General features: G+C 71.3%; 17 protein-coding genes. 7 read left to right on the top strand and 10 right to left on the bottom strand.

Annotation, left to right across the window (positions count from 1 at the left end; translation table 11 throughout):
* Positions 1–33: 33 nt before the first annotated feature.
* The 3 genes from ACSSS0_RS06900 to ACSSS0_RS06890 form a co-directional block, all read right to left on the bottom strand.
* A complete protein-coding gene (locus tag ACSSS0_RS06900) occupies positions 34–627 on the bottom strand; it encodes a mycothiol transferase (protein WP_487230529.1) in 594 nt (197 codons plus the stop codon).
* A 136-nt stretch (positions 628–763) separates the two neighbouring features.
* Positions 764–1,552 (bottom strand): sigma-70 family RNA polymerase sigma factor, encoded by a 789-nt coding sequence (locus ACSSS0_RS06895; protein ID WP_435984723.1) that lies wholly within the window; start codon positions 1,550–1,552, stop codon positions 764–766.
* A 125-nt stretch (positions 1,553–1,677) separates the two neighbouring features.
* Positions 1,678–1,992 (bottom strand): hypothetical protein, encoded by a 315-nt coding sequence (locus ACSSS0_RS06890; RefSeq protein WP_487230528.1) that lies wholly within the window; start codon positions 1,990–1,992, stop codon positions 1,678–1,680.
* 83 nt (positions 1,993–2,075) lie between these two features.
* Between ACSSS0_RS06890 and ACSSS0_RS06885 the strand changes: the two genes are divergently transcribed.
* The 3 genes from ACSSS0_RS06885 to ACSSS0_RS06875 are packed head-to-tail and all read left to right on the top strand — an operon-like array spanning position 2,076 to position 4,923.
* Complete coding sequence (locus tag ACSSS0_RS06885) at positions 2,076–2,831, top strand: (Fe-S)-binding protein (protein ID WP_435984725.1); 756 nt, start codon at positions 2,076–2,078, stop codon at positions 2,829–2,831.
* Positions 2,828–4,318, top strand: coding sequence for a lactate utilization protein B (locus ACSSS0_RS06880; RefSeq protein ID WP_487230527.1), 1,491 nt, complete (start codon positions 2,828–2,830; stop codon positions 4,316–4,318). The genes ACSSS0_RS06885 and ACSSS0_RS06880 overlap by 4 nt, the downstream gene beginning before the upstream one ends.
* Complete coding sequence (locus ACSSS0_RS06875; RefSeq protein ID WP_487230526.1) at positions 4,315–4,923, top strand: LutC/YkgG family protein; 609 nt, start codon at positions 4,315–4,317, stop codon at positions 4,921–4,923. Before ACSSS0_RS06880 ends, ACSSS0_RS06875 begins: the two co-directional genes overlap by 4 nt.
* Before the next feature lie 5 nt (positions 4,924–4,928).
* On the opposite strand, the gene ACSSS0_RS06870 is transcribed toward ACSSS0_RS06875, so the two are convergent.
* On the bottom strand, positions 4,929–5,789 hold the full coding sequence (locus ACSSS0_RS06870; protein WP_487230525.1) for a hypothetical protein: 861 nt from the start codon (positions 5,787–5,789) through the stop codon (positions 4,929–4,931).
* A gap of 52 nt (positions 5,790–5,841) precedes the next feature.
* On the opposite strand from ACSSS0_RS06870, the gene ACSSS0_RS06865 reads away from it, so the two are divergent.
* The 4 genes from ACSSS0_RS06865 (at position 5,842) to ACSSS0_RS06850 (ending at position 8,743) form a co-directional block, all read left to right on the top strand.
* Positions 5,842–6,453, top strand: a complete 612-nt coding sequence (locus tag ACSSS0_RS06865) for a hypothetical protein (protein WP_435984729.1) — start codon at positions 5,842–5,844, stop codon at positions 6,451–6,453.
* A 286-nt stretch (positions 6,454–6,739) separates the two neighbouring features.
* Complete coding sequence (locus tag ACSSS0_RS06860) at positions 6,740–6,931, top strand: hypothetical protein (protein WP_487230524.1); 192 nt, start codon at positions 6,740–6,742, stop codon at positions 6,929–6,931.
* 179 nt (positions 6,932–7,110) lie between these two features.
* Positions 7,111–7,731 carry a DUF47 domain-containing protein gene (locus ACSSS0_RS06855; protein WP_435984731.1) on the top strand — a complete coding sequence of 207 codons (621 nt, stop codon included), beginning with the start codon at positions 7,111–7,113 and terminating at the stop codon, positions 7,729–7,731.
* Positions 7,732–7,738: 7 nt separating this feature from the next.
* Positions 7,739–8,743: an inorganic phosphate transporter gene (locus ACSSS0_RS06850; protein WP_435984732.1), complete on the top strand. Its 1,005-nt coding sequence runs from the start codon at positions 7,739–7,741 to the stop codon at positions 8,741–8,743.
* Positions 8,744–8,842: 99 nt separating this feature from the next.
* On the opposite strand, the gene pstB is transcribed toward ACSSS0_RS06850, so the two are convergent.
* The 6 genes from pstB to ACSSS0_RS06820 all read right to left on the bottom strand — a co-directional run bounded on the left by pstB (position 8,843) and on the right by ACSSS0_RS06820 (position 16,483).
* A complete protein-coding gene (pstB, locus tag ACSSS0_RS06845; RefSeq protein WP_487230523.1) occupies positions 8,843–9,619 on the bottom strand; it encodes a phosphate ABC transporter ATP-binding protein PstB in 777 nt (258 codons plus the stop codon).
* Positions 9,620–9,638: 19 nt separating this feature from the next.
* Positions 9,639–10,604 carry a phosphate ABC transporter permease PstA gene (pstA, locus tag ACSSS0_RS06840; RefSeq protein ID WP_435984734.1) on the bottom strand — a complete coding sequence of 322 codons (966 nt, stop codon included), beginning with the start codon at positions 10,602–10,604 and terminating at the stop codon, positions 9,639–9,641.
* The gene (gene pstC, locus ACSSS0_RS06835) at positions 10,601–11,590 is read right to left on the bottom strand and encodes a phosphate ABC transporter permease subunit PstC (protein ID WP_487230522.1); all 990 of its coding nucleotides are present in this window, start codon (positions 11,588–11,590) and stop codon (positions 10,601–10,603) included. Before pstC ends, pstA begins: the two co-directional genes overlap by 4 nt.
* A gap of 130 nt (positions 11,591–11,720) precedes the next feature.
* Positions 11,721–12,842 (bottom strand): phosphate ABC transporter substrate-binding protein PstS, encoded by a 1,122-nt coding sequence (gene pstS, locus ACSSS0_RS06830; RefSeq protein WP_487230521.1) that lies wholly within the window; start codon positions 12,840–12,842, stop codon positions 11,721–11,723.
* Between the two features lie 262 nt (positions 12,843–13,104).
* Positions 13,105–14,052, bottom strand: a complete 948-nt coding sequence (locus ACSSS0_RS06825) for an NUDIX hydrolase (protein ID WP_487230520.1) — start codon at positions 14,050–14,052, stop codon at positions 13,105–13,107.
* A gap of 94 nt (positions 14,053–14,146) precedes the next feature.
* Positions 14,147–16,483 carry an RNA degradosome polyphosphate kinase gene (locus ACSSS0_RS06820; RefSeq protein WP_435984738.1) on the bottom strand — a complete coding sequence of 779 codons (2,337 nt, stop codon included), beginning with the start codon at positions 16,481–16,483 and terminating at the stop codon, positions 14,147–14,149.
* Between the last annotated feature and the right edge of the window lie 14 nt (positions 16,484–16,497).

The raw sequence follows: 16,497 nt of genomic DNA, 5'->3' as shown, positions 1-16,497 counted from the left end.
TGCCGGGTCGCTCGCTGGGCGGCCCGGCTGACGTCACGCGAAGGTGAAGTGGCCCGACTGCGGTGTCCATCCGTCCGGCGGGTCCTCACCCACGCGCCCGTCGACGGACTCGCGCAGCAGGTCGGCGTGGCCGGTGTGGCGGCCGTACTCCTCGACGAAGTCGGACAGGAGCCGGCGCAGGTTCGCGTGCCGCCCGTCGGGCATCGACGCGTGGACGGGCTGGTCGAGACCGCCCTGCTCGAGGACCGCGCGGAGTCGGACCCGTGATCGCTGCACGGCGCCGTCGTAGAGGTCGTAGAGCGTCTCCGGGGAGTCCTGCGCCGCCGACGCGAACTCCCAGTCGTTGCTGCCGTCCCACCCCGTCGCGTCCCACGGGGCACCGAGCGGCTCGCCGCGCAGCCGGTGCGTGAACGTGTGGTCCTCGCACGACGCCAGGTGCTTGAGGAGCCCGCCGAGGGTGAGGCTCGAGGCCCCGACGCGGGCCCCCAGCCCCGCGCTGTCGAGGGTGTCGACCTTCCAGCGGAAGGTGGCGCGCATCCGCTCGAGCGAACCGACGAGCTGCTCGACGTCGGTGCCCGCGAGCGGTGGCTCCCACGGGGTGGGGCTGGTCGTCTCCTGGGTGCTCATGGGTCGACCGTAGGCGGGGTTCCGGACGGTCGACGTCCGACTCTGCTCCCCGGTCGGCCCGCAGACGACGACGCAGCCCGCGTCGCCGTCGTCTGCGGTGCGGGCCGCGTGGTCCGGGGGCCGGAGGGTCGCGCCGTCAGGCGCTGAGAAGCTCTGCCGACTCGAGGTGGCCGCGCAGGTCGGCGAGCACGCGCCGCAGCAGCCGGCTCACCTGCATGGCGCTGAGGCCCATGGTCTGGGCGATCTCGGCCTGCGTCATGTCGTGTCCGAAGCGCAGCTCGACGATCTCCTGGTCACGCGGGGGCAGTCGCTTGAGAGCCGTCCGCACGACGATGCCGTCGTCGAGCGCCGGGTCCGCGTGGTGCTCCGCGCGGGCGTCAACGAGGTCGAGGACCGGGCGGCCTCCCTCGGTCGTCGTGGCGTCGAGCGAGGCGGGTCGAAGGTTCGTCGACGCGACCTGGGCCTCCTTGACCTGCTCGAGGGTCAGGTCGAGCGCGGTGGCGAGATCGGACTGCGTGGGCTCGTGGCCCAGCGTCTGCTCGAGGCGGGTGCGGGCGTCGGTGACGAGCTGGCGCCGCTCCTGCAGCCCGCGCGGCGGCCGGACGAGCCACCCGTGGTCGCGGAAGTGGCGGCGCAGCTCACCGGTGATGGTGGGCGTCGCGTAGGCCCCGAACTCCGTCTCCTGGGCGAGGTCGAAACGCTGGATCGCCTTGAGCAGAGCGAGGAACGCGACCTGCTCGAGGTCGTCGCGGTCGAGGCCCTTGCCGGAGTAGCGGTGGGCGAGGGAGCGCGCCAGCGGCATGTGCAGCCGGGTCACCGTCTCGAGTGCCTGCGCCTTCTCGGCCTCGGACTCCGAGGTGCGGACGGTGGTGATGAGCTCACGGGTGCGGGCGTCCTTGCGGGGACCGCGCGAAGGGTCGGTCATGTCTGCTCCATCCAGGGATGTGGGTGGCGGCACTTTCTTGACCGACAGAGGGAACCCTAGACAAAGTCTCAACATTGCACAAGGGCTGTACATGGCGGCCCCCTCGGATGGGCCCCGCGCGTCGCTCAGGCCGGGCGGTGCAGCACCGCGCCCACCGGCGTCACGACGAGCTCACCGTCGCCGATCTCGGCGACCGTGCCGTCGACGAGCAGCGAACGGCCACCGGCCTCCCGCGGTGGGAAGACGAGCGTGACCCCGCCGTGCTCGCCGACCAGACGGGTCGCCGTCGCGCCGATGCGGTCGACGAGCAGGCGGTCGCCGACGAGGCGAGGTCGCACGCCGAGCACGTGCGGCCGCTCCTCGCCCAGACACACGAGGAACGCGTAGTCGTGCCGCCCCATCGCCTCGCCCAGCTCCGACAGCTCGACCTTGACGCTCATCGTGCCTCCACCGTCCGGGTCCGCGCCGAGGAGGCGTGGACGACTCACCTCATCGTCCACCTGCGCTGTGCGAGGGTGTCGGTATGCGTGTGGCGTTGATGGTGACCTGCCTCGGCGACGCGATGTTCCCGGACGCCGGCAAGGCCGTCGTGACGTTGCTGCGCCGGTTGGGCGTCGACGTCGAGTTCCCCGCGGCCCAGACCTGCTGCGGCCAGCCGATGGTCAACACGGGCTACCTCGACGAGGCCGTGCCGGTGGTGCGCACCTTCGTGCGGGCCTTCGAGGGCTACGACGCAATCGTGACCCCTTCTGGGTCGTGCGCCGGATCGGCCCGGCACCAGCACTCGATCGTCGCCCGCCGCTCCGGGGACCAGGGCCTCGCGACCGCCGTCGCCGAGATCTCGCCGCGGGTTCGCGAGCTGTCCGAGTTCCTCGTCGACGACCTCGGCGTCGAGGACGTCGGCGCCTCCTTCCCGCACTCGGTGACCTACCACCCGACGTGCCACTCGCTGCGGATGCTCGGCGTCGGCGACCGCCCCGAACGCCTGCTGCGCGCGGTCCGCGGCCTCCGGCTCGTCGACCTCCCGCGCGCCGACGAGTGCTGCGGCTTCGGCGGCACCTTCGCGCTCAAGAACGCCGACACCTCCGTCGCGATGGGCGCCGACAAGGCCCGGCACGTGCGCGAGACCGGAGCCGAGGTCCTCGTCGCCGGCGACAGCTCGTGCCTCATGCACGTCGGCGGCCTGCTGACGCGGCAGCGGGCCGGGGTCCGCGTCATGCACCTCGCCGAGGTGCTCGCCTCGACGGAGGGTGCGACGGCGACGGGAGGCCACCGATGAGCCGCACCTTCGTGGGCATGCCGCCGTTCCCCACCGCCGCGCGCGCCGCCCTCGCCGACACCCAGCTGCGGGCCAACCTCGCCCATGCGACGACGACGATCCGAGCCAAGCGCGCGGCCGTCGTCGCCGAGGTCGACGACTGGGAGGCGCTCCGCCTGCGGGCGGCCGCGATCAAGGACGACGTCCTGCTCCACCTCGACGAGCACCTCGTCCGGCTCGAGGAGTCGCTGACGGCACGCGGCGCCGTCGTGCACTGGGCGCGCACGGCGCAGGAGGCCTCCGAGGTCGTCGCCGAGGTCGCCCGGGCCCATGGGGTCGACGAGGTCGTCAAGGTCAAGTCGATGGCCACGCAGGAGGTCGAGCTCAACGAGTACCTTGCGGCGCAAGGGATCTCGGCGTGGGAGACCGACCTCGCCGAGCTCATCGTCCAGCTGGGCGACGACCTCCCGAGCCACATCCTCGTCCCCGCCATCCACCGCAACCGCGCCGAGATCCGCGCCATCTTCGAGCGCGAGATGGCGCGCGTGGGGCGCCCTGCCCCGGCCGACCTCACCGACGACCCGGCCCGCCTGGCCGAGGCAGCCCGCCTCCACCTGCGCGAGAAGTTCCTCCGGGCCAAGGTCGGGGTCAGCGGCGCCAACTTCGCCGTCGCCGACTCGGGCACCCTCGTCGTCGTCGAGTCCGAGGGCAACGGCCGCATGTGCCTGACCCTGCCCGAGGTGCTCGTGTCGGTCGTCGGCATCGAGAAGGTCGTGCCCACGTGGACCGATCTCGACGTCTTCCTCACCCTGCTGCCGCGCTCGTCGACGGGGGAGCGGATGAACCCCTACACCTCGACGTGGTCGGGCGTGACGCCCGGCGACGGCCCGCAGGAGGTGCACGTCGTCCTCCTCGACAACGGCCGCACGCGCGCGCTCGCCGACGAGGTCGGCCGCCAAGCCCTGCGCTGCATCCGCTGCTCCGCGTGCCTCAACGTGTGCCCGGTCTACGAGCGCACGGGCGGCCACGCCTACGGCTCCGTCTATCCCGGGCCCATCGGCGCCATCCTCAACCCGCTCCTCAAGGGCGTCGGCCACGACGAGCAGACCGACTCCCTGCCGTACGCGTCGTCGCTGTGCGGCGCGTGCTTCGAGGCCTGTCCCGTGCGCATCGACATCCCGAGCGTCCTCGTCGACCTGCGCGCCCAGGTCGTCGACGCCCACCGCTCCGGCGTGCCCAAGCCGGAGGAGCTCGCCATGCGCGCGGCCGCCGCGACCTTCGCGTCGGGCGGGCGTCTCGCCGCAGCCGAGCGCGCGTCGGGTCTCGCCGGCCGGGCCCTCGACGCGATGTCGCGAATCGCCCGTCGCGACAGGCGTGCCGGTGGCCGGCGGCTCCTCGGTCGACTGCCCGGGCCCGGGGCGGCCTGGACCGACGCACGCGACCTGCCTGCGCCGCCGGCGGAGTCCTTCCGCGCCTGGTGGAAGCGGACCGACGGGGGCACCCGGTGAGCGCGCGCGACGAGATCCTCGCAGCGGTGCGCGACGCCGTGGCGTCCTCGCGGCGACCCGTCGAGGTCCCTGCCCTCGACCGGCCCGAGCGCGACGGTGACGTCGACCTCTTCGCCGAGCGGGTGGCGGACTATCGCGCCACCGTCGTGCGGTGCGGCCCGGACGGCGTCGACGCCGCCATCGCCGCGGCCCTGCCCGAGGGCGCCACCGTCGTCGTCCCCGACGGGATGCCGTATGCCGTCGCCGGCGCCCTTCCCGACGACGCCCTCTCCGCGGCGGACCTCGACGCGACGACGGCCGTGGTCACGACGGCGACGGTCGCCGTCGCGACGACCGGGACGATCGTGCTCTCGCACGGGCCGGGGGAGGGACGGCGGGTGCTGACTCTCGTGCCCGACGTCCACGTCTGCGTCGTCCGGGCCGACCAGGTCGTGGACGACGTCCCGGCGGCCGTGCGACGCCTCGACCCGTCCCGCCCGACGACGTGGATCAGCGGCCCGTCGGCGACGAGTGACATCGAGCTGAGTCGCGTCGAGGGCGTCCACGGTCCCCGCACGCTCCACGTCGTCCTCGTGGGCCGGGCGGACGGCCCACCCCTTGCGTGACCGCGTCAGCTGACGCGGGTCAGCTTGTAGTGCAGGCGAACTGCGGTGGCCGACCACATCCGCAGCTCGTGGTCGGTGCGCAGGACCCCCTCGCCGTCGACGTAGACCCGGAAGCGCTCGTGGACGGGAGCGCGGGCCGCGTGGGCTGCGTGGGCCCGGTGGTCGTCCGTCACGACGACGTACGCCCCGTCGCCGCCGAACGCTCCCGCGGGCGAGTCGAGCTGCAGCGACCCGTCCGGCAGCACCGTGGGGCGCAGGAACACCTGGACGTTGCCCGCCTCGAGGGGGAAGGTCACGTGGACGCTCGGTCGGTCCGCACCCGGCAGCAGCCGGGTCGCGTAGCAGCCGCTGTATACGTACTCGCCGGTCGAGCGCAGCGAGCGGATCCACCCGGCGGCCCGCTGCCGGCCGGTGTCGTCGGAGATGACGGCGACCCGGCTGTCCATGCCGTGGGCGACGTCGAGGGGCCGCATCGGCAGCGCCAGCTGCTGCACCCGTCGACCGAAGAAGCGCGACACGAGCTCGCCCCCGGGCTGGAAGGCGGCCGTCCACTGCGTCCACACCTCCATCCGCCAGTGCGACGTGTGCTCGTAGAAGTCGCGGACGTCGGGGTGCAGGGCCGCGGCGCGGAAGCCCGGACCGTCGAGCACCTCGAGGTCGGGGAGCAGACCTGCACCGTCGACGTCCTCGCGCACCTCGCCGCCCCAACGTGTCGCGGCGCTCGCCAGCCAGGCGTCGCCGACGACGGCGCCGTCGTGCACCGGCGCGTCCAGCCACGCGTGGGCGCCGGCCAGGTCGACGGGCCGTCCGGTGGTGCGCCAGAACGTGCGGGTGACGCGGTCGAGGCGGGGCATGAGGGAGCTCACGAGCGCAGCGTGCCAGACCGGCGGCGTGGGCGCCGAGGGTTAGCCTGCTGGGATGAGCGAGAGCGACCACCGCGCCCACAGGCGGCCCGCCTTCTTCAGCGAGGCGGCCCTCGAGGCGCACGGTCCTGCCTACGACCCCACGGAGCAGATCCACGTCGCCCACGAGACGGCCCTCGCGCTCGTCCACGCCGGACGCGCGGCCTCCGACCCGGCCGTGACCCGGAAGCTCGTCGCGCTCGTCGACGACATCGGCCTGTCGACGCTCGCCGAGCTGTGGTCCCAGCGCCCGGCCCGGTCCCTCCCGGGCGCCCTGTGGCGCCTCTACGTGCTCCGGGAGTGGGTGCAGCGGGCGCCCGACGAGGCGAGCCGGGAGTATGCCGCCGGCATCCGGTTCACCGGCCCCAACCACGCCGTGGCCGGGGCGGCCGAGCCGCCCGGACCCCAGGAGATGGGGCGGGTCATCGACGAGGTGCTGCGCGGCGTCTTCGAGGGCGACCTCGCCGTCGCCCTCGAGCGGGCCTCCGCGTTCTGCCGCGTCGTCTCCGCCGGCCGGGCCGACATCTCGTCGGGCGACGAGTCCGCCGAGCAGGCGGCCAACGTCCTCGTCATGGCCGAGGACCTCACCGTCTGCGCGCGCCTGTGGCGTGCCGACGCCCTCGACTGACCGGTGTCCCCGCCGAAGCCGTCCTCGCGGGTCTCGTGGCGCTCGGGTCTTGCGCCGGAGCATCTTTGGTGATCCGTTCGGCCGGCTTTATCCTTGACGCGCGTCGGGTCGTGGTAGCCCCGGGTCCCAAATTCAGCCGCTACGAGCGGCCCTGTGCCGAGAGGCGCTCCCGACCCGACGCAGCCTCGCGGGCCGGCATCGCGGCGCAGCCCGTATCACGGGCCACACCCGATCTCGTTTGGGCCTTCCCCCCACCCACCACCTGACGGGCACCTAGATTGGTCCCATGACGCCCGAGGAGGAGCGGTCCGGTGACCTGCTCGATGTCGCGCTCGCCGACGAGATCGAGCTGGTGAGCGACCTCGTGGTGGCGGCGTCCTCCAGCCCGCGTCACTTCACGCCCGATGAGGTCGACGAGCTGCTCGGCATCCCCGGCAGCCCGGCAGACGCGTCGGCGCCCTCGGCGCCGGGGGAGTGACCCGTTCCGTCCGCAGGCACGATCGGGTGCTGCGGCGTACCTGTGCGTGCGTGGACGTGGTCGCGCGGAGCGGTCCTGCCGGTCCCGTGTGAACGCCGGACAGACGCCGGGTTGCGCCGGAGTGACTCCTACGCCGTAGCATCTTCCCGGACCAGACCTCGATCGACCGGAGCGCCCCCGTGGGTTTTCGCCTCACACCCCAGGACACGAGCTTTTTCTCCCTCTTCACCTCCTCCGCCCAACTCCTCGTCGAGGCCACCCGGGAGCTGACCCGGTTCCTCGAGGTCGAGCCCTCGAAGCGGCAGGCGGTGGCTGACCGGCTCAAGGACCTCGAGCACGCAGCCGACGACGCGACGCACGAGCTCATCAACAAGGTCAACAGCTCGTTCATCACGCCCTTCGACCGCGAGGACATCCACAACCTCGCCGCGTCCCTCGACGACTGCATGGACTACATCGAGGAGACCGCCGACCTCATCGTGCTCTACCGCATGGGTGAGATCCCCGAGGGTCTCGCCGAGCAGTTCGAGATCCTCGCCCGCATGGCCGAGGTGACGGCCGAGGCGATGCCGCGACTGCGCTCGATGAAGGACCTCAAGAGCTACTGGATCGAGATCAACCGTCTCGAGAACCAGGCCGACTCCCTCCACCGCAAGATGGTGGCCGCGCTCTTCAACAACTCGCCCGACCCGGTCAACGTGATCAAGGTCAAGGCCATCGTCGACGGCTTCGAGAACGCCGCCGACGCGTTCGAGAAGGTCGCCCACGTGGTCGAGGGCATCGCGGTCAAGGAGTCCTGACCCGCTGATGGACACCACGATCCCCGTCCTCGGGGTCGGTGCGGTCATCGCGCTGGCCATGGGCTTCAACTACACCAACGGCTTCCACGACGCCGCCAACGCGATCGCGACCTCGGTCTCGACCCGGGCCCTGACGCCCCGCGTGGCGCTCGGCATGGCGGCCATCGCCAACCTCTTCGGCGCCTTCTTCGGCTCGAAGGTGGCCAAGACGATCGGCTCCGGAATCATCGAGCAGCCGCAGGGCGTCGACGGGCTCTGGCTCGTCGCAGCGGCGCTGATCGGGGCCATCGGCTGGAACCTGCTGACGTGGTGGTTCGGACTTCCCTCGTCGTCCTCGCACGCCCTCATCGGCGGGCTCGCAGGTGCCGCGCTCGTCGCCGGCGTCGCCGTGAAGTGGGACGTCATCTGGGAGAAGGTCATCATCCCGATGATCGCCTCGCCGATCATCGGCCTCGCCCTCGGCTACCTCGTCATGACGGCGATCTTCTGGATCTTCCGCAACGCCAACCCGGGCCGCGTCACCCGTGGCTTCCGCTGGGCGCAGACCGCGTCGGCGGCCGCCATGGCCTTCGGCCACGGCCTCCAGGACGCGGCCAAGACGGCCGGTGTCGTCGTGCTCGCCCTCAACATCTCGGGCCACCACGACAGCGACACCATCCCGATCTGGGTCCTGCTCCTGTCGGCCGTCGTCATCTCCCTCGGCACGTATGCCGGTGGGTGGCGCATCATGCGCACGCTGGGTCGGCGCATCATCGACCTCACCCCGCCGCAGGGCTTCGCGGCCGAGACCACGGCGGCCTCGATCCTCTACGTCGCCGGCCTGGCCTTCGGTGCCCCGATCTCGACGACGCACACGATCACCTCGGCGATCATGGGTGTCGGCGCGACCAAGCGCCTCTCGGCCGTGCGGTGGAGCGTCGCCGGCAACATCGTCGGGGCGTGGGTCTTCACCTTCCCCGGCGCAGGCCTCGTGGCCGTCCTCGCCTGGTACGCCAGCGCGATCTTCCGCTGACCGGCGCCCGCGGCGCACGGCACACGAAAGCGACCACCCGACCTCGACGGTCGGGTGGTCGCTTTCGTGGTCCCGGGTTTCGCCCCGGGGTCCGGCGGCTCAGCCGAAGCGGCCCGAGATGTAGTCCTCGGTGGCCTGCTCGGTCGGGTTGTTGAAGATCCGCGTCGTGTCGTCGATCTCGACGAGGCGCCCCGGCTCACCGGTCGCCTTGAGGTTGAAGAAGGCCGTGCGGTCGGACACGCGCGCCGCCTGCTGCATGTTGTGCGTGACGATGACGATGGTGAAGTCGTTCTTGAGCTCGTTGACGAGGTCCTCGATGGCGAGCGTCGAGATCGGGTCGAGGGCCGAGCACGGCTCGTCCATGAGGAGCACCTGCGGCTGGACCGCGATGGCCCGGGCGATGCAGAGGCGCTGCTGCTGGCCACCGGAGAGGCCGGCGCCCGGCTTGCTCAGGCGGTCCTTGACCTCCGTCCAGAGGTTCGCGCCCTTGAGCGACTGCTCGACGATGCCGTCGAGGGTCTTCTTGTTCTTGACGCCGTTGAGCCGCAGGCCCGCCGCGACGTTGTCGTAGATCGACATCGTCGGGAAGGGGTTGGGCCGCTGGAAGACCATGCCGACGGTCCGCCGCACCGTCACGGGGTCCATCGAGCTGGCGTAGAGGTCCTGGTCGTCGAGCATGACCTTCCCCTCGACGCGGCCGCCGGGGATCACCTCGTGCATCCGGTTGAGGGTGCGTAGGAAGGTCGACTTGCCGCAGCCGGACGGGCCGATGAAGGCCGTGACGGACCGGGGCTCGACCGTCATCGTCACACCCTCCACGGCCTTGAAGGAGCCGTAGTAGACGTTGAGGTCGCTGACGTCGATTCGCTTTGCCATCGTTCAGGTTCGCTTTCTCTTACTTCTTGACGGCGCCGAAGTGCGCAATGACGCGGCCGATGACGTTGAGGAGGAGCACGAGCAGGATCAGCGTGAGCGCTGCGCCCCACATGCGCTCGGCCGCGGTGGCGAGCGCGAAGTCCCCTCGGTCCTGGTTGATCATCATGGGGAGGGTCGGGAAGTTGCCGTTGAACAGGTCCCGCTGGAAGTTCTTCGTGTACGGGGCGAGGATCAGCAGCGGCGCCGTCTCACCCATGACGCGGGCGATGCCGAGGAGCACACCGGTGACGATGCCCGAGAACGCCGTGCGCAGCACGATCTTGACCACGGTCGCCCACTTGGGCACACCGAGGGCGTAGGAGGCCTCGCGCAGCTCGTTGGGCACGAGCTTGAGCATCTCCTCGGTCGACCGCACGATCACCGGGATCATGAGCAGCACGAGGGCGAGGGCCGCCGCGAACCCCGAGCGGCTGAAGCCGAAGGCGGTCACCCACACGGCGTAGATGAAGAGCGCCGCGACGATCGACGGGACACCCGAGAGGATGTCGACGGTGAAGCTGATCGCCCGGGCGAGGCGACCGCGGCCGTACTCGACGAGGTAGACGGCGGTGAGGATGCCGATGGGCACCGCGATGAGGGCGGTGAACCCGACCATCTGGAGGGTGCCCTCGATGGCGTGGCGGGCGCCGCCGCCGAAGTCGTCGGAGTTGACGTTGCGCTGGTTGCCGGTCCACCACGTCGCCGTCGTGAGCATGTGGAAGCCCTTGGCGACGACCGTGCCGAGGATCCACACGAGCGGCACCATCGCGAGGGCGAAGGCGGCCCACATGACGACCCGGGCCACGACGTCCTTGAGCGCGCGCGCCCGGTGGGGGTGGCTCATCTCGGACAGCGCGTCGCGCCCCGAGCGCCCACCGGGCGGCGTCGAGGTGTCCCCCGGCACGACCTGGTCGTCGGGGACGCGGCGGTCGGTGGCGGTGCTCATTCGGTGAAGGCCTTCCTGCGCTCGATGACCACGCGAGCGATGCTGTTGACGACGAAGGTCAGCACGAAGAGGACGAGTCCGGCGGCGATGTAGGCGCCGGTCTTGTTCGGGTTGCTGAACTCCGAGGCGTTGTTCGCGATCTTCGACGCGAAGGTCTCGCCGCCGTTGAAGAGCGACCACGACCACGGGTTCCCGTCGGCGAGGGCCGACACGAGGAAGGTGACGGCGATCGTCTCGCCGAGTGCGCGGCCCAGTGCGAGCATCGAGGCGGAGATGACGCCGGGGCGGCCGAAGGGCAGGACCGCGGTGCGGATCATCTCCCACTGGGTCGCACCGAGGGCGAGGGCCCCCTCCTTGTGTGCGGTCGGCGTCTGGTCGAAGACCTCACGCGAGAGGGCGGTGACGATCGGCAGCACCATGATCGCGAGGACCACGCCGATGAAGCAGATGGTCCCTCCGCTGATGCCGGTGGGGGCGAAGAGCGGGAACCAGCCGAGCTTGTCCTCGATGAAGGACTGCACCGGCTTGAAGACCGGCGCGAAGGCGATCAGGCCCCAGAGGCCGTAGACGATCGAGGGGACTGCCGCGAGGAGGTCGACGAGACCCGCCGCGGGCCGACGCATCCACGCCGGCGCGTACTGCGTGAGGAACAGCGCGACCGCGACGCCGACCGGCACCGAGAGCAGCATGGCGATGGTCGACGCGGTCACCGTCGTCCAGAGGAACTCGAGGATGCCGAAGGCAGGCTGCTCACCGCCGGGCGCCCAGACGCGGCTCGTGAAGAAGTTCGCCGAGTTGTCCATCAGCGCAGGCACGGCCTGGACGATGAGGAAGATCGCGATGAGGGTCACGAGCACGATGACCAGGACGCCGGAGAGGGTGGCGGCGCCGCCGAAGACCCGGTCGCCGATGCGACCGGTGGATGCCTTGTCCGCCTGCAGGGGCCGGCGCCCGTCGGGCCCGGGAGTCTGGTCCGAAGTGGACACACCCGTCACTGTCGACACGTGGAGGCCTCTTCCTTCGATTGCGTGGTACTGGTACAGGGGCGGGCGCCGAGTGCGGCGCCCACCCCTGCGTGGACGACCCTGCCGGATCGCTCCGGCCGGGTCAGGCGGTTCAGGAGATCGCGTCGACCGCGGCCTGGACCTTGGTCGCGACCTCGGCCGGCAGCGGGGCGTAGCCCTGGGCCTCGAGGCCCTTCTGGACCTCGTCCGAGGCGAAGGTCTTGAGGAAGCTCTTGACCTTCTTGCCCGTCTCGGCGTCGGCGTACTTCGAGCAGACGATCTCGTAGGTCACGAGGACGATCGGGTAGGCCCCGGCCTCCTTGGTGGCGTAGTCGATCTTGAGCGCGAGGTCGTTGCCGGTGCCGGTCTGCTTGGCCGTGGCGATCGTCTTGCCGGCCGACTCGGCGGTCAGCTCGACGGGGCCGGAGCCCGTGTCGATCTGGGCCATGGGGAGCTGGTTCTGCTGCGCGTAGGAGAGCTCGACGTACGTGATGCCGCCGTCCTGGCCCTTCGTCGCCGTGGCGACACCGGCCGACTTCTCCTTGCCCTCGCCCTTGCCGGTCCACTTCTTGCCGGTCTCGTAGGACCAGGCGTCGGGCGCGGCGGCCTTGAGGTACTTCGTGAAGTTCTCAGTCGTGCCCGACTCGTCGGAGCGGAAGAAGACCTTGATCGGCGTGGCGGGAAGCGTGACGCCCTTGTTGAGCGCGGCGATGGCCGGGTCGTTCCACGTCGTGATCTTGCCGTCGAAGATCTTGGCGGCCACCTCGGCGTCGAGCACGAGCTTGTCGACGCCCTTGACGTTGTAGGCGATCGCGATGGGTCCGGTCACCATGGGCAGGTTCCAGGCCTCGGTGCCGCAGGACGCCTTGGCGTCGTCGGCCTCGATCTTGCCGTCCTTGGGCTCGGTCTTGAGGGCCGAGTCGGAGCCGGCGAAGTCGACCTGCTTGGCGATGAACTGCTTGATACCGGCACCGGACCCGGTGGGCTGGTAGTCGATGTTGGCGTCGGCGCAAGCCGTCTGGTAGGCCGAGATGGCCTCGTCGATGGCGTTCTTCTGGGCCGAGGAGCCCTCTGCCTTGAGGTCACCGCTGAAGCAGTCTCCGGCGGCCGTGGAGCCGGCAGCGGTCGAGCCGGCACCGGGAGCGGCGCCGTTGTTCTCGGACGCGCAGGCCGAGAGCGCAAGAGCGCCGGACAGGGCGATGGCGCCGAGAGCGCTGATACGCGAAACAGACACGGGTGTGATCCCTCTCGATGGGGTGTACCTGATGGTCGTTCGGTCAGATCCGAGCGACGTTGCTGGACGTTGATCCACGGCGAACATAGGTGCGCCGGATGACGAGTCGTCCACGTGCGGTTAACGCAGGGTGAACGAGGGGCGACGTCTTGGGGTGGGGTGCCCGCTCGGGATGCGACCCGGCCCTGACCGACCGACGATGGAGGATTCGGCAGCCCCCACGGGGGCCGCCGAGGCGCTCGGGCGAAGGCGCGGCAGCGCCTCAGGTGTCGATGCGCTCGACGTCGACGACGCGCGCGTCCTCGCCCCGGCCGACGAGGTGGCAGACGAGCACCTCGCCCTTGTGCATGGACTCGTCCGCCGCTGCGTGCAGCAGCTCCGCGACGCCCACGCGCTCCGGCGAGGGCGCGACCCGGGTGTGGAGCAGGCCGAGCAGCGTGGGGAGCACGGGCCCGTGGCTGCAGAGCGCGGCCGGGTCGCCGCGCTCGAGCAGCCGCTGCACCTGGGTCACGGCCCCGGTGTGGCTCTGCGCGAAGCCCTCCTCCGACAGCACGTCACGGGTGCGCAGGCGCAGCCCGCGCCCGGCGGCATACGGCTCGACGGTCGAGACGCAGCGGGCCGAGGAGGAGGAGACGACGCGCGTGACACCGTAGGCGCCGAGCACGGCGGCGACGGTGGCCGCCTGGGCCCGCCCCACGGCATCGAGCGGACGGCGCCGGTCGTCGCCCTCCCACTTGCCCCGCGGCGTGGCCTTGGCGTGCCGCACGAACGCGAGCGGCCACGTGCGCAGCTCGTCGGCCCGCTCGGCGCGCACGAGGGCGAGCAGCTGCTCGCGGTCGCGGGCGTAGTGGAGGCGGTCGTGCGCGGTGCGGACGTCGACCCACGCGACCTCGTCGATCTCGTGCTCGAGCACGCCGGTGCCGCCCGTCACGCGCGCCGACCAGTAGTGCACCTGCTTCGTGGCCGGACCGCCCGTGGAGTCGAGCACGGGGTACTCGGCCGGCGGCAGGGGCACCCCGAGGCGCACGACGAGGCCGGTCTCCTCGAGGGTCTCGCGAGCAGCGGCGACGCAGGGGTGCTCACCGGGGTCGAGCTTGCCCTTGGCCCAGGACCAGTCGTCGTACTTCGGCCGGTGCACGAGGGCTACCTCGAGACGTCCGTCGCGACGCCGCCAGGGCAGCGTGCCGGCGGCGGGGATCACTGAGGCCACGCGCGCCAGTCTGCCCGATGCGGCGCCGTGGGGCGCCCCGACCGGCCCAACCCGCCCGTGTGCCGGTCGGCGGAGTCCGCCCCGGGGTCTCCGGTCAGCGGCGGCGGGCCTTGCGGCGGCGCTTGTCGTGGCGCTCGATGAGCCTCTCCTGCAGGTCGTCGAGGGGCTCTCCCGACTCGGACAGGTGGTGGCGCACCCAACGGCCGTCGGAGCCGAGGTCCCAGCGCGACGTCGTCTCGGCGAACGCGAGGTCGATGAGGTCGGCGAGCTCGACGATGTGACCGGGCTCGATGATGCGCACCAGTGCCTCGACCCGGCGGTCGAGGTTGCGGTGCATCATGTCGGCGCTGCCGATGTAGACCTGCGGGTCTCCGCCGTGGTCGAACCAGAAGACGCGCGAGTGCTCGAGGAAGCGGCCGAGGATCGAGCGGACCCGGATGTTCTCGGACAGGCCCTCGACGCCGGGTCGGAGCGCGCAGATGCCGCGCACCCAGATGTCGACGCGGACGCCGGCGATGCTCGCGCGGTAGAGCGCGTCGATGAGCGCCTCGTCGACGATCGAGTTGGCCTTGATGACGATCCGGCCGCTCGGCGCGCCGTCGCGGCGCGACTCGTGCAGGTCGATCTCCTCGTCGACGAGGTCGATGAGGCCGGAGCGCACCGACCTCGGGGCCACGAGGAGGCGCTTGAACTTGCTCCGGGGAGCGAAGCCGGACAGGAGGTTGAAGAGGCGTGAGAGGTCCTCCCCGACCTGCGGGTCGGTGGTGAAGAGGCCGAAGTCCTCGTAGACGCGAGCCGTCTTCGGGTTGTAGTTGCCGGTGCCGATGTGGCAGTAGCGCACGAGCCCCTCGGACTCCTGGCGCACGACGAGGCACAGCTTGGCGTGGGTCTTGAGGCCGACGACGCCGTAGACGACGTGGACACCGGCCTGCTCGAGCTGGCGGGCCCACGAGATGTTGTTGACCTCGTCGAAGCGGGCCTTGATCTCGACGACGGCAAGGACCTGCTTGCCGGCCTCGGCCGCGTCGATGAGGGCGTCGATGATCGGTGAGTCACCCGAGGTGCGGTAGAGCGTCTGCTTGATCGCGAGGACCTTCGGGTCGTTCGCGGCCTGCTCGATGAAGGCCTGGACCGACGTCGAGAACGAGTTGTACGGGTGCTGGACGAGCACGTCCTTCTGGCGCACGGCCGTGAGCAGGTCGATGGCCTTCGCGCTCTCGGTCGGCGCGAAGTCCGGGTGGGTGCGCGGGAAGAACTTCGGGAACTCGAGATCGCTGCGGTCGACGTCGGCGATGGTGAACAGGCCGCGCAGGTCGAGCGGGGTCGGCAGGCGGTAGATCTCGCGGTCGCTGATCTGCAGCTCACGGGCGAGCATGTCGAGGACCTTGGGGTCGATGTCGTCCTCGACCTCGAGCCGGATGGGCGGGCCGAACCGGCGGCGCGTCAGCTCCTTCTCGAGCGCGGTGAGGAGGTTCTCGGCGTCGTCCTCCTCGACCTCGAGGTCCTCGTTGCGGGTGACGCGGAAGCTGAAGTGCTCCTGCACGAGCATCCCGGGGAAGAGCTGGTCGAGGTGGCTCGCGATGACGTCCTCGAGCGGCACGAAGCGCTTGCGCACCACGTCCGCGTCGAGGTCCTCCTCGACGAGGATGAAGCGCGGGAGGCTCGGCGGCACCTTGACGCGGGCGAAGTGCTCGCTGCCCGTCTTGGGGTTCTGGAGCAGGACGGCGAGGTTGAGCGACAGGCCGGAGATGTAGGGGAACGGGTGCGCCGGGTCGACGGCCAGCGGGGTGAGCACGGGGAAGACCCGCTCGGCGAAGAAGTAGTGGAGGGGCTCGCGGTCGTCCTCGTCGAGGTCGTCCCAGCGCACGATGGTGATGCCCTGCTCCTCGAGGGAGGGGCGCACGTCGTGCTGGAAGACCCCGGCGTGCTGCTGCATCAGCTCGTGCGCGAGCCGGGCGATGCGCTCGATGAGCTCGCGCGGCTCGAGGCCGGCGGCGGTGCGCACGGCGAGCCCGGTGGCGATGCGTCGCTTGAGACCGGCCACCCGCACCATGAAGTACTCGTCGAGGTTGTTGGCGAAGATCGCGAGGAAGCGGGTGCGCTCGAGGAGGGGCACGGCGGGGTCCATGGCGAGCTGGAGGACCCGCTCGTTGAACTGCAGCCAGGACAGCTCGCGCTCGAGGTAGCGGTCGGCCGGCAGGTCGTCCCCGTCGTCGCCCTGCGCGCCGGCGCCGACGAACCGTCCGTTGGGGGCCCGGGCCGGGATCCGCCGGTTGGGCACGGTGCTCGTGAACGAGCTGACCTCGGCCGCCTCGGTCGCGGCCTCGGCGCCGGTCTCGTCCGGGGTCGCGTCGCGGGCGTCCGCCGATGCAGCGACCGAGGCGGCGTCCTGCTCGTCGAGGTCGGTGGAGGTGAGGCTGCCGGTGCTCATGCGCCCATCGTGGC

This window comes from Terrabacter sp. R4-6, from assembly GCF_057529065.1.
The sequence above is the reverse complement of the archived record's forward strand: the minus strand, read 5'-3'. Positions and strand labels throughout refer to the sequence as shown.